At 66.2% G+C, this 13,263-nt stretch carries 9 protein-coding genes; 5 read left to right on the top strand and 4 right to left on the bottom strand.

Annotation, left to right across the window (positions count from 1 at the left end; translation table 11 throughout):
• Positions 1–168: 168 nt before the first annotated feature.
• Entirely contained in the window at positions 169–3,153 is a 2,985-nt protein-coding gene (locus AB0P21_RS38425) for a hypothetical protein (protein ID WP_363703911.1), read from the top strand.
• Here AB0P21_RS38425 and AB0P21_RS38420 read toward each other — a convergent pair.
• From AB0P21_RS38420 to cysS, 3 genes are all read right to left on the bottom strand, one after another.
• Positions 3,150–3,881 carry a hypothetical protein gene (locus tag AB0P21_RS38420; protein ID WP_363703909.1) on the bottom strand — a complete coding sequence of 244 codons (732 nt, stop codon included), beginning with the start codon at positions 3,879–3,881 and terminating at the stop codon, positions 3,150–3,152. The two genes, AB0P21_RS38425 and AB0P21_RS38420, sit on opposite strands and share 4 nt — an antisense overlap.
• A gap of 91 nt (positions 3,882–3,972) precedes the next feature.
• Complete coding sequence (rlmB, locus tag AB0P21_RS38415) at positions 3,973–4,938, bottom strand: 23S rRNA (guanosine(2251)-2'-O)-methyltransferase RlmB (RefSeq protein ID WP_363703907.1); 966 nt, start codon at positions 4,936–4,938, stop codon at positions 3,973–3,975.
• Position 4,939: 1 nt separating this feature from the next.
• Complete coding sequence (cysS, locus tag AB0P21_RS38410; protein WP_363703905.1) at positions 4,940–6,373, bottom strand: cysteine--tRNA ligase; 1,434 nt, start codon at positions 6,371–6,373, stop codon at positions 4,940–4,942.
• Positions 6,374–6,447: 74 nt separating this feature from the next.
• Between cysS and AB0P21_RS38405 the strand changes: the two genes are divergently transcribed.
• Together AB0P21_RS38405 and AB0P21_RS38400 are read left to right on the top strand one after the other, a co-directional pair.
• Positions 6,448–7,005, top strand: coding sequence for a GNAT family N-acetyltransferase (locus AB0P21_RS38405; RefSeq protein ID WP_363703903.1), 558 nt, complete (start codon positions 6,448–6,450; stop codon positions 7,003–7,005).
• A 77-nt stretch (positions 7,006–7,082) separates the two neighbouring features.
• A complete protein-coding gene (locus tag AB0P21_RS38400; RefSeq protein WP_363703901.1) occupies positions 7,083–8,369 on the top strand; it encodes a peptidase C39 family protein in 1,287 nt (428 codons plus the stop codon).
• 79 nt (positions 8,370–8,448) lie between these two features.
• Here AB0P21_RS38400 and AB0P21_RS38395 read toward each other — a convergent pair whose 3' ends face one another.
• Positions 8,449–10,119, bottom strand: a complete 1,671-nt coding sequence (locus tag AB0P21_RS38395) for a DUF2207 domain-containing protein (RefSeq protein WP_363703899.1) — start codon at positions 10,117–10,119, stop codon at positions 8,449–8,451.
• A gap of 124 nt (positions 10,120–10,243) precedes the next feature.
• Between AB0P21_RS38395 and AB0P21_RS38390 the strand changes: the two genes are divergently transcribed.
• Together AB0P21_RS38390 and AB0P21_RS38385 are read left to right on the top strand one after the other, a co-directional pair.
• Positions 10,244–11,572 (top strand): neutral zinc metallopeptidase, encoded by a 1,329-nt coding sequence (locus AB0P21_RS38390; RefSeq protein ID WP_363703897.1) that lies wholly within the window; start codon positions 10,244–10,246, stop codon positions 11,570–11,572.
• 100 nt (positions 11,573–11,672) lie between these two features.
• Positions 11,673–12,767: a neutral zinc metallopeptidase gene (locus AB0P21_RS38385; protein WP_363703895.1), complete on the top strand. Its 1,095-nt coding sequence runs from the start codon at positions 11,673–11,675 to the stop codon at positions 12,765–12,767.
• Positions 12,768–13,263: the final 496 nt, after the last annotated feature.

The raw sequence follows: 13,263 nt of genomic DNA, 5'->3' as shown, positions 1-13,263 counted from the left end.
ACGACGAAGCCCCCCGGACCTTGCGGACCGGGGGGCTTCGGTTTGCATCAACAACCGAAGGCCCTGCCTGCTCACCCACCGATCTTCCCCGGTCACGAGGGCTCTGCCCCGACCATGCAGATTGCATAGACTTGCGTTGGAACCAATGGACTCTCAACAGGGGATATCGTGCGCGACGGTGGCCGAATTGCTGCACGCGGATTTCAGTATCAGTATCTGCGCACACTTGAGTACCTGCTCGATGCGCTTTCGAACCCACAGATTTCGGCGATCCGTATCGAAGGTCCCGTCCCGGCGGCATCCACAGATACCGTGGACTTCGACCTACTCGATCAGCAGGGCGACTCTCGCGTGGCGGTGCAGGTCAAGAGCAAAGCTCCGCACCTGACAACGAGCGGACCTGAGGTTCTTGCGACGCTTATTGATCTCATCTCGGTCCATCAGGCGCACGAGTACCACCTGCTGAGCAACTCACGGCCAGACAGGTTTGCACAATTGCTCTCTGACGAGCTCCCCTACCGCGGATCTGACGCTACAACTATTCGGCAGCGATTGGCTGATCTCGCCGCCGCTGCCCCTCGGCGTCTCGCGCAACTAGATGCCCTGTCCGACGCGCAGATGCTGCGATTCGCTCGCTCGCACGTTCGGTTCGATCCTCGGGATCGACAAGAAATCAGCGACGGTCTTCGTGAACGAATCCGAGAGTACCGCGAACAGCACCGCGCCGGGCTCGGTCATCAATCGGCTGGTCTGCTGACCGGCTACCTCATCGCCGAGGTCCTGCGCCGTTCCGGTGACGCTTCTGAATCGACGATCACGGTTCGGGACTTCCGGGCCGCGCTAGCAGTCGACAGTAAGACACTGGCGCGCACTATCGGGGTTCGGGACTGGGGCGTGATCGTTGGACAGATGCCTCAGCCACCAGACGTCGCAAGAGTCGACCTTCTCAAGAAAATCCGGACTATGCTGACCCGGCAACGGTCTTTGCCTCAACGAGTCAGTCTGATTGGACCGTCAGGCATCGGGAAATCGAGCCTGGCTGCTGGCTACCTTTGCGATTCAGCCGATTCTTACGACCTCATCGCATGGGTAGATGCCGAGACACCGGCCCTGCTTGAGCAGTCTTTTCGCGGGATTGCAGTTCACTTGGGTGGCTGGACGCACGAAGTGGTGTACGAGATCCCAGCCGACGCAATCCGTGACTACGTACACGTCGAGCTAAGTCGCATGGTGGGACGATGGGCACTGGTCTTCGACAATGTATTACCGGACCGAATACTCGAATCATGGATTCCCAACCATGGCTCTGGACATATTTTCCTTACCTCGGTTGACAGCCAAAGCAACCTTGGGGCAGCACACAAGCTAAAGGTCGGCAGGATGACGACCGAGCAGGCGATCACATTGCTGGCGACGCGTTTAGATCTGGGCAGGGACATTCCGCCGCAAGGCCTGGGCGCCCTTGAACGCCTTACTGACACCCTCGAGGGCTGGCCCCTAGCCCTCGAGCTCGCAGCTGGTTATATGAGCAGTTGCAACCTCGATATCACCGAGATCGACAGCTACATCGACATCATTCTCGCTCGGGCAGTCTCGGACAGTAGCGTCGTTCCACCAGGATATCCGTCGACTCTGACAGCGGCGCTGGCACTGTGCCTTGATCAACTAATGCATACCACGACAGCCGATGGGGAACTTCGCCCATCTGCACTGCTTGCGGTGAACATGCTAGAGCGGACGGCATTCCTCGCTTCATCACAGATTCCGGTCCACCTTCTCCTGGGTGCAGTAGTATTGGGTCCCGGCGCGACACCGATTCCTGATGGCCCAAGCGGTCCGATCTACCTAATCCCCGAAGAAATGCCTCTGCCAGAAATAGTTCGCGAACTGCTGAAATTCTCCTTGATCGAGTACGACACAAAACTGCCCCCGACCTCACTCGGCGCCGCCCCACCTGACGCGTACCAATCGATCAAGGTCAACAGCGTCGTCCAGGATTTCCTTCGTCGGGCCGCGCTCCGAAGGCCCAACCTTGCGGAGCGACTGACCAGACTGTCTCTGCATTTGAACCGGTGGTTCACGAGCGCCCTGGAACTGAACGAAGTGCAACGCGCACTAATCATCAGCAGCCACGCTCAAGCCTTTGTTGAATATACAAGCAATACCGACACGGACGTCACGGAGCGCGCCAACCTCATCGGCAACCTGGCCGGCTCCTACCGCGCAAGAGGCGACGAAGCCCGCGCTGAGCAGTACCTACTGAGGGAGATCGCTCTACTCTCGGAAAATGCCCCCGCCGGGGAAATTCTGGTAGCGCAGTCGAAGTACATGCTGGCCGAGATGTTCTTCGGATCATCGGAACTCGTGCTTACCACCGAATCAGACGCTGTACTGCATTTGGAGGCAATTCTCGGCTACGCGCTGAAGATTGCACTCGAGCACCCGAATGCTGCTGCAAAACTCGCGATCGACGCCCGTGAACTGCTTCGTCGACCTCAAGCGATTCAGCTCTCGAACAGCCATCTCCAAGGTTTGGAGGAAGCCTTCTCGAGCATCCTTTCCCAGATTGGCCCGACCGGTTATACGCGTGCGATCGACTCAATCCGATCTGCCTCGACCCTTATCTCTAGCGGCAAGGACGACGATGCAGAATCTACTTGCCGTACTGCCCTGGCGTCCGATGCGTTAACCGGCACTTCTCGGCTGGTCTGCCAACGCCTTTTGATCGAGGCTCTGGCTGGCCAAAAGAAATGGAGCGAGGCGACGCTTGAAACAGTCACACTGATCCAAACCCTAGGACCGAGCGGGACTCTCGACCCTATCTTCGTGGACCTGGTTCACAACCTCGCTCTACCCTGCATTTTCGCCGGACTCTCCGAGGGCACCATGCAGGCCAAAGAGCTGCTGGGAATTCTTACGGAATCGCCGAGATTTGCGAGCGCTATCAATGGTGCATCTTCGGCCACGCGAAACAGGCTACTATTAATGTCCGCGTTCCACCACTTGATGAGCAGTCGGTCAGCAGATGCCGAGACGATCCTGCTGAGGATCTCAGTTGAATCCCTGCATGATATCACCGCGGCAGAAAACATTGGCTGGTCGGCTGCTCACGGAATCTGCCACCTCGCCCTTTTCGAGCGAGCATTGTACTAGCCCGATCTGCCGCTGACCTTTCCCACTAAATCCTCGATGGAGAACTCCGAGCCATCTGATGCCCTGAAAACTGGCAGGATATTCCCGATGCGCAGGATATCGGCGGACCCAATGAGATCGAGCATCTGCCTGATGCGCACGTAGTCACCCACACGCCCCTCCAGTCCCTGGCTCCGGATTGCGTATAAAACTTCTGCGGCCAGAATAAGGCCTCGGCGAACGTTGCGCGGGTCGCTGATCTCGTGGCGATGGGCATGCTGGGCAGCCAGTGTGCTCGGTTGATACTCCAGCAGGTGTGTGGGTTTGTACAGCATGACAGGAGTGATTAGGCCGTCCATGGTTTGACCTTGGGCGAACGGCACAGCGTGTGGATCTTCGAAGTCGACCGCCACAAATGGGGCAACTGGGTCGATGAACCGCGAAATTCTCGGCAGGTGAATCACACAATGAGAACCAGAGGTCGGGTCGGCGCCTCGACTGGCAACCGGCTCACCACTGTGATCGCGAATGGTCAACGTCACATGGATTACCTGAGCGCTGACACCCAGAGACGTCAAGCAAGCAGCAATTTCGCGACACGCATCCCCGCTAACCGGTATCTGCGGCGCACGCAGTCGCCAGAGTACCGCTGCTGCCCAGTGCGGAATGAAATCTGGCTGAATATCAGGGAGTTTAGCCAGCGCCTCGTACGCCGATGCAATGTAGCTCCTCGCACGCAGAACAGCCACCACCTCCGAACCCAATGCCCGCAAAGCATTCGGTACTCACAGATCGATACACCTGCGATGTGGCCGAACCACTCAGTTCGGCCACATCCAATCAGGAAGAGCGGCGGCGGGAGATCTCGTACAGGGCGACGCCGGTGGCGATGCCCGCGTTGAGGGACTCGGTGGCGCTCGTCATCGGGATGGAGACGATGATGTCGCAGTTCTCCCGGACCAGCCGGGCCAGGCCCTTGCCCTCGGAGCCGACCACCAGCACGATCGGCTCAGTCGCGGCCACCAGCTCCGGCAGCTCCACCTCGCCGCCCATGTCGAGGCCGACGATCAGCAGGCCGGCGTCCTTGTAGGACTTCAGCGCGCGGTTCAGGTTGGTCGCGCGGGCGACCGGGATCCGGGCCGCGGCGCCGGCCGAGGTCTTCCACGCCGACGCGGTCATCGACGCGGTCCGGCGCTCGGGGACCAGCACGCCGTGGGCGCCGAACGCGGCCGCCGAACGGGTGATGGCGCCCAGGTTACGTGGGTCGGTGACGCCGTCGAGCGCGACGATCAGCGGCACCTGGCCGGCGTCGTACGCGCGGGACAGCAGGTCGTCCGGGTGCGCGTACTCGTACGGCGGGATCTGCACCGCGAGGCCCTGGTGGGCGCCGTGGCTGGTCATCCGGTCCATCTCGGTCCGCGGCACCTCGAGCAGCGAGATGCCGTGCTCGGTGGCGATCAGCAGCGCCTCGCGCAGCCGGGCGTCACGTTCGGTGCCCTCGGCAACATACAGCGCGTTGATCGGGACGCCGGCCCGGAGCGCCTCGACCACCGGGTTGCGGCCGTAGACCCACTCGACGGTCGCCTCGGAGTCCTTGCGGTCCGGACCGCGGCGGCCCGGAGTGCGCTCCTTGGCGCGCTCCTTGGCCTTGGCCCGCTTGTGCGCGGGGTGCTTGGTGCGGTCCACCGCCTTCGGCGTCGGGCCTCTGCCTTCCAGGCCCTGACGGACGCGGCCGCCCGACCCGGCGGTCGGGTTGCCCTTCGGCTTCCTGCGGATGGCGCCCTTGCGCTGACTACTGCCTGGCACTTCAGTTTCCTTCGGTCGGTTCGGGCTTGACGACCGTCCAGCGGGCACCCTGTGGGGTGTCCTCCACGACGACGCCGAGCGCCTTGAGCCGGTCGCGGATGTCGTCCGACGCGGCATAGTCCTTGCGTTCGCGGGCGGCCTGCCGTTGCTCCAGCAGCGCCTTCACCAGGCCGTCGACGACCTCGGTGAGTTCCTCGGCGCCACCGGCCCGCGAGGCCCACGGCTCGGCCAGCGGGTCCAGCCCGAGGACGCCGAGCATCGCGCGCACGGCGGCCAGATTCTCTTGCAGGGCAGGGGAATCGCCGTCGGCGACCAGCTTGTTGCCGTCCCGCACGGTGTTGTGCAGCACGGCGACCGCTCCCGGGGTGCCGAGGTCGTCGTCCATCGCGGTGACGAACGCCTCCGGCAGCTCGGTGGCCGGCGCGACTCCGCCGGTCACCTCGACGGCGCGTGCGACGTACCCCTCGATCCGCTGGAAGGCGGTCGCGGACTCCTCGAGCGCAGCCAGCGAGAACTCGACGACCGAACGGTAGTGCGAGCTGACCAGGTAGTACCGCAGCTCGATCGGGCGAACCTGCTCGACCACGCTGCGCACGACGGCGCCGTTGCCCAGCGACTTCGACATCTTCTCGCCGGCCGCGGTGACGAGCGCGCTGTGCATCCAGAACCGGGCGAACTTCTGCCCGACCGCCTTGGACTGGGCCAGCTCGTTCTCGTGGTGCGGGAAGCGCAGGTCGAGGCCGCCACCGTGGATGTCGAACTCGTCGCCGAGGTACTTGCTGGCCATCGCCGAGCACTCCAGGTGCCAGCCCGGGCGGCCGTCGCCCCACGGGGTCGGCCACGACGCCGTCCGCGGGGTGCCCTCGGTGTAGCCCTTCCAGAGCGCGAAGTCGCGGGGGTCGCGCTTGCCGCGCGGGTCCGCGTCCTCGGCCGGCTCCATGTCGTCGATCCGCTGGTTCGACAGCTCGCCGTACGCCGGCCAGGACTTCACGTCGAAGTACACGTCGCCGGAGCCGTCGGTCGCGGCGTACGCGTGCCCACGCTTGATCAGCTCGTCGATCATCACGACCATCTCGGGGATGTGCCCGGTGGCGCGCGGCTCGTAGGTCGGCGGGCGGCAGCCCAGCACGTCGTACGCCCAGTGCAGCTCGCGCTCGAACTCGTAGGCGTGCGCCCACCAGGGGACGTTCCGCTCGGCGGACTTGGCCAGGATCTTGTCGTCGATGTCGGTGACGTTCGCGATCACGGTGACCTCGTACCCCGAGCGCTCGAACCAGCGCCGGAGGACGTCGAACACGATCTCCTTGTAGATGTGCCCGACGTGCGGGGCACCCTGCACCGTCAGCCCACAGTGGTAGATCCCGACCTTGGCCGGGTGGACCGGCTCGAAATCCCTCACTGCTGCCGTCGCGGTGTCGTACAAGCGAAGTGTCACCGATCAAGGGTAACGGTCATTGCAGAGTGCTCTTGACAAATAATCTGCTTGCGGCGGTCTCATAGTCTCGATCGGTGACCTCTTCGCTGCCGATCGAGACCGACCGACTGACCCTTCGCCGCTACCAAGAGACCGACTACGACGACCTGCTGACGCTGCAGTCCAGCCCGGAGGTCACCCGGTTCCTGCTGTACGACCCGAAGACGCCCGAGCAGGTCAGGGAGTCGCTCGCCGGCCGGCTGGCCGACGTCGCGCTGGACACCGACGGCCAGGCGCTGACGGTCGCGGTGATCCTGCGCGAGACCGGTCAGCACGTCGGCGAGGTCACCTTGTTCGCGCACAACGTCGAGCACCGCACCGGGGAGCTCGGGTTCGTCTTCCACCCCGGCTTCCACGGCCGCGGGTACGCCGCCGAGGCGGCGGTGGAGCTGCTCCGGCTCGGCTTCGAGGAGCTCGGCTGGCACCGGATCATCGGCAGGCTCGACTACCGCAACACCGGGTCGGCGAAGCTGCTCGAGCGGCTCGGGATGCGGCTGGAGGCGCACTTCGTCCGGAACGAGTTCCTCAAGGGCGAGTGGACCGACGAGTTGGTCTACGCCGTTCTCGCGGACGAATGGAAAATCCGCTCGTAACTAATTAACCAAAGTCTGACACGTCACGGCACGCGTTCACCGCGACAGCGGGCGCGGGCGGGTCTACCGTCGAAATCATGACCGCCCGCCGCCCCCTTGCCGCGCTGATCACCGGCGTGGTCACGCTCAGCCTCCTCACCGTGCCGAGCGTGGCCGCCCCGCCACAGCAGCGAGAGATCACCTACCGCACGTGGACGTCGTCCGCCGACTTCCTCTCCGGCACCCGCTCCGGGACCACCGTCGCCGGTGGCGCCCTGCGCTTCGGCTCAGCCACCGGCACCACGTCGTACGTCGATCCGTTCGGCGACGGCAGCGCGAAGACCTACGAGCAGGCCAGTTGGGTGTCGCCGGAGGTGAGACCTGGCTACGGCCTCACCGAGCTGGTCGCCTCCTGGAACGCGACCACCCCGGCCGGCACCTGGGTCGAGATCGCCATGTCCGGCCGCTCCGACGAGGGCACCACCACCAAGTGGTACGTGCTCGGCCGCTGGAACCATGGCGACGACACTGCCGCCGGTGACATCCACCGCACGTCGGTGGCCGGCCAGGGCGACACCACTGGCAACGTCTCGGTCGACACCTTCGTTGCTCGCGCCGGCCGGTCGCTGGACCGCTGGCGGCTCAAGGTGACGCTGTATCGCCTCGCTGGTACCAAGAAGGTCCCGGTGGTGCAGTCCGTCGGCGCGATGGCGTCCCGGCTGCCTGCCGATGAGACAGTGCCGGTCAGCCCCGGCGGTGGCGCCTGGGGACGCGTGCTCGACGTACCGACGTACTCCCAGGAGACGCATATCGGCCACTACCCGCAGTGGGACGGTGGCGGCGAGGCCTGGTGCTCGGCGACGTCGACAGCCATGGTGCTCGACTACTACCGCCGGGGGCCGACTCCTGCCGAGACAGCGTGGGTGGATCCGGCTGATGCCGATCCACAGGTCGATCACTCGGCCCGGTCGGTCTTCGACTACAAGTACGACGGTGCTGGCAACTGGCCCTTCAACACCGCGTACGCCGCGACGCGGGGGCTCGACGCCTTCGTCACCCGGCTGCGCTCGCTGACCGAGGCCGAGCAGTTCATCAAGGCCGGTATCCCGCTGGTCGCGTCACTGTCCTTCGAGAAGGACGAACTGCCCGGCGCGGGCTACGGCACCAACGGCCACCTGATGGTCATCGTCGGCTTCACCACCACCGGCGACGTGGTGGTCAACGATCCTGCCTCGCACCTGATCAAGAGCAATGACGAGGTCCGGACTGTTTACAACCGGGCGGCCTTCGAGAACGCTTGGATTCCGCACTCGGGTGGGCTGGTCTACGTGATCCACCCGAGCGGCAAGCGACTGCCACCGAAGACGCACCAGGCCAACTGGTAGTCCCCACAAACAGGAATCGCCCGTATGCCGGGGGCGGCGTGCGGGCGATTCCGAAGTACTGCTCTGCAGCTTGGTTGGCTCAGCGGGTGAAGAGTGCCCCGGTGAGGTTGGTGGTCAGGTTGCGGAGCGAGTCGGGCAGGTACTGCAGGTGCCAGCCCCGCGGGCCGCGGTACCAGTGGAAGCCCTCGTCCTCGTCCTCGTCGGAGTCGGTCGCGACCAGGGCGTCGATCCAGCGCTCGGAGCCGCCCAGTACTACGGCGTACGGGAGAGCACGGGAGCAGAGCTCGGCGTGCTGGTCGGCGGGGAGTTCGCTGACGTCCATTTCCAGCAGCTCGCCGCGGATGGCGGCGACCTGGCCGAGGACGCGGCCGGCGGCCGGTGCCTTGGCGGGCATGTGGCGACCGATCAGCAGCAGTCCGACGCCGACTGCGGTGACGGCGATGCCGAGCAGACCCCAGGTGGAGATCAGGGCGAGCACGACAGTCAGTACGACGCCCAGTGCGGTGACCGCGATGCCGATGGTGGCCCACAGCGAGCGGGTGCGATCCGGGCGCTCGGTGAACCAGCCGCGCTTGACGACACCGTCGTACAGGGCGTCCTGGACCAGGCCGAGGTTCGCCCGGACTTGACGGCCGAGCTCGGAGACCAGCACTGAGTCGCTGTCACCGAAGATCGCGCGGATCAGGACGTTCTCGTAGCGCTGCAGCTCCTCGGACGGGGCGTTCGAGACCCGGCGCAGCTCCCAGTCGGGGCGGGCGAACTCGGTCTCGTGCTCCAGCTCGGTGATCGTGAGGTGGCCACGGACCGCCAGGTCGATGATGGTGGCGGTGACGTCGACCGGGTCGATCCGCTCGTCGATCAGCGTGCCCACCTCGCCGGGCCGCAGGTCGGCCGGCGGGGTGAAGTCGATCCGGGTGTCCTGCCCGAGGCTGAACAGCGACGCCGGTACGACGCGGCGCGGGTCGACCTGGTCGCGGCCGCGGAGCCGGTACAGGATCAGCAGCGCGAGGGCGCCGAGCAGCAGCACCGCGAGCGCGGTGATCAGCTGGGCGGTGTCGGTGGAGAAGGCGCGTTTGAAGGTCTTGCGGTACTCGACGATCGTGTTCGCGGCGATCTGGCCCTTGGGGAAGCCGATCGTGGTGCGGATCGTGTTGCCCGGCGGCAGGCCCTGCTGCTTGAAGGTCGGGCCGGCCGTCTCGCCGAGCTGCGACAGCGTGCACGGGGTGTTGCTGTCGATCGCGCCGGCGAAGCAGGAGACGTGGGTGACCTCGGGGGCGCTGTAGACGATGTTGACGTCCTGCACCGTCAGGCCCAGTCCGGTCAGCGGCGAGAACCGCACCTCGGTGCCGTTCAGCGTCTCGGCGACCGCGCCCTTGACCGTGTAGCTGAACTCCAGCTGGGTGTCACCGGACAGGTTGGCGACCGCGATCGAGGCGATGTCGCCGTTGGTGCTGAGCTCCTTCTCCTTCTCCGCGCCACCGGACCTGACCTGCAGATCCTCGATCTTCTGCACGTGGTCGACGTCGTCGGGCAGGTGGTCGCGGGTGACCACGAACCGGGTGAAGGTCCCGGTCACGTTGCTCAGCTTCCAGGTCTCGACGACCTTCAGCGAGCCGTCGCGCTCCACCCGGATGGTGCTGTCGAAATTGGTGACCACCGGGTCGGCGGCCGGGGTGGCGCCGGCCGGCACGCCGGTCAGGGCCAGGAAACCGAGGGCACACAGAGATACCCCGAGCAGACGTCTACGCATCGCCCAATCACACCGTATCGAGAGGGTCAGTACTGCGCCGCCGGTCGGCCGGAGCAGGTCGTTGCAGACCGCACCATACCGCGCCCTGCGGATCTGAGCCCTGCCTCGGATACCGTCAGGCTCCGTGTCCAACCAGTGGCCCCCCGGGCAGTACCCCCAGCAGCCCCCGCATGGCCAGGTGCCGCCTCCGCCGTACGGCCCGCCCGGCTCCGGTCAGCCCGGCCCCGGTGCGTACGGTCCCGCAGGTCAGCCCGGCCCGTGGCAGGGGCCGCCGGCCGGTCAGCAGTGGCAGGCGCCGCCTCCTCCGTCGCAGTGGGGCCCGCAGCCGCAGTGGCAGCAGCCACCGCCTCCGCAGTACGGGGCGGGGCTTCCGCACGGCATGGGCTGGGGTGCGCCTCAGCCTGGTGGACCGGGCTGGACCCCACCGAAGAAGAAGGGTGGAGCAGGCAAGGTCGTCCTGATCGTGCTGGGCATCGTGCTGCTCGGGACAGTGGGAGGCGTGGCCGTATCCACCTTCTTCAAGCACGACGACTCCTACACCAGCACCCCGTCGCCGACGTCGACCTACAGCCCGACGTACCAGCCGACGGAGGAGCCCTCCCCCCAGCCACCGACCACCCAGCCGACCCAGCCCGCGCCGACGACCACCACGACGACGCAGCCGCCGACAACCCGGCCGACCGCTCCCCGGACCTCCACCAGGCCCACCACCAAGCCCGTGACGGAGCCGAGCGATCTCGACGTCGTCGCCCGCAACAAGCTCTACAAGGCCGGCGTGATGAGCTCGGTGAACTGCAAGGAGTCCAGCGCGCGCCCCGCCACCGCAGCCGGCGCCCGGGCCAACTACGCCAACCTGGCCAACTGCCTGAACCGCTCCTGGCCCGCCCTGATCGCACGCGCCGGGGTGAAGTTCCGCCCACCGACGGTGATGTCGTTCTCCGGCTCGATCACCACCCCGTGCGGCAGCATGTCCGACCAGGGCCCGCCGTTCTACTGCCCGAGCAACCAGACCATCTACATGAACCTGTCCGAGGACATCGGCAACTACAAGCAGGTCAACGCGAACTACGCCCGGGTCTGGGCGCGGATGTGGATGCTGCACCAGTTCGCCCACGAGTACGGGCACCACGTGCAGGCCCTGACCGGCATCTTCCAGGCCTACGCCAACCTGCGCTACGAGGCGCCGAACGAGGCCGGGGAACTGCTGGCCAGCCGCCGGCTAGAGCTGCAGGCCTCCTGCTTCAGCGACATCTTCATCAGGTCCAACCAGCGCAGCTACCCGCTCACCGGCGAGTCCCTGCGGCAGTGGCAGTGGCTGATCGGGAACACCATCGACCCCAAGCGCGACCACGGCAGCAAGGCCAACCACAAGTACTGGGCCCTGAAGGGCTACAACGGCCGCGGTCCGGCCGCCTGCAACACCTTCACCGCCTCCCCGGCGCGGGTCTCCTAGGCGAAGTTTTGATGTTCGACGGGGAGACGGATCGCGCTCCTGGTGGTTAGCCTGGTTCCCCGGACGCGCTCTGTGTGTCCCGGGGGGATGAGGAACGACCGTGTCAGACCAGGAATGGAGCGAGCCACTCGGGCCGCAGCCTCCTCCGGCCGCGCTTCCTGACGGCTCCATACCGTTGTACGGCAACTACCCACTGCCAGGGGCACAGCCCCGGGTGGGCTGGGGGCCCGAGATCGGCGGCGAAGGCCGGCACTTCCGGCACGGGGGTCCACAGCCTCGAAGACGCCAGACCGGGCTGCTCTTCAGCCTGTTGCTGCTCACCGGTGTGGCAGCCCTAGTGGTGACAGTCGCTCTCGCGCTCCGCGAGGGCGACTCGTCTGCTACGCCCCCTGCGGCCGGCGTCGGGCAGGTGACGCCACCCGGCGGCCCGGACGACAGCCCCGGTACTCCGCAGTCGCAGGCCGCGACCCGGACCGTGACGGCCGACGCCTTCTACGCCACCGGAGTACAGCGCACTGTCGGCTGCCAGGAGGCGCAGGTCCCGCTGAGCAGGCAGGCGAACGTCCAGGCGTACTACGCGAACGTGACTGCCTGCCTGAACAAGGCGTGGGCCCCGCAGGTCCAGGCGGCCAAGGACACCTTCACGGCGCCGCGACTGGTCTTCTGGACCGGTGTGGTCCAGTCACCGTGCGCGGGCGGCGCCTCGGTGTCGTTCTACTGCGGGTCGAGCCAGACGATCTACCTGAAGTACTCCGACGACATCAAGCTCTGGAGCAGGTCGCCGGACACCGCGAACCGGGCCTTCGCGCGGATGTGGGCGACGTACACGGGAGCGCACGAGTACGCCCACCACCTGCAGCAGCTGACCGGTATCGCGACGGCTGCCCGGCAGCTCCAGTACGACGCGCCCGACCAGGACGCGCGGCTGGAACTGAGCCGGAGACTCGAACTCCAGGCATCCTGTCTTAGTGCGGTCTTCACCGGCGCCAACAAGACCAGCTACGGGATCAACGGTCTGGACCTGACGATCTACCAGAACTACGTCCAGGCGCAGACCGGCGACGAGAACAACCGCGGCGGGCCGCGGGACCACGGCGCCCGGGTCAATCATCTTTACTGGACCACACGCGGTTTCACCACGCTCGACAGTGTCAGCTGCAACACGTTCACGGCTACGGCCGGCAAGGTTTCGTGAGGAGTATCGATGTCGGACAACTGGACTCCACCCCCGGGGCGGAACCCGAACGAGCCGGAGGCGGAGGGTGACGAGCCCACCGACCCGCCGGCCCCGGGTCCTGCCCGCAGGGATGGCCAGTCGCCCTTGTGGTGGACCGAATCCGCCGAGAAGCAGAAGGAGTACCTGCAGCCCGCTCCTCCCGGCGAGCCAACCCCGTTGGTAGGCCCACCCGGCCAACGCAAGAACCTCACCTGGAATTTGCCGCCCTACAGCCAGCCCGGCACCACCCCCGGCCCGGGCCAGCGCGGAGGCGCGTCCGGCCCCGGCCAGCGTGAGGGCGCGTCCGGTGGTCAGCCGCCTGCGGGCCAGCGCGGAGGGGCGTCTGGCGGGCAGCCGCCTGCGGGCCAGCGCGGAGGCGCGTCCGGTGGGCAGCCACCTGCGGGCCAGCCGGGCGGGCGCCCGGCGGACGGCCGAGGATCCGGCCACCCAGAACCACGTCAAGGCGAGACACCGC

Origin of the sequence: Kribbella sp. NPDC056861, assembly GCF_040687575.1 — a bacterium.
Lineage (GTDB): Bacteria > Actinomycetota > Actinomycetes > Propionibacteriales > Kribbellaceae > Kribbella.
The sequence above is the reverse complement of the archived record's forward strand: the minus strand, read 5'-3'. Positions and strand labels throughout refer to the sequence as shown.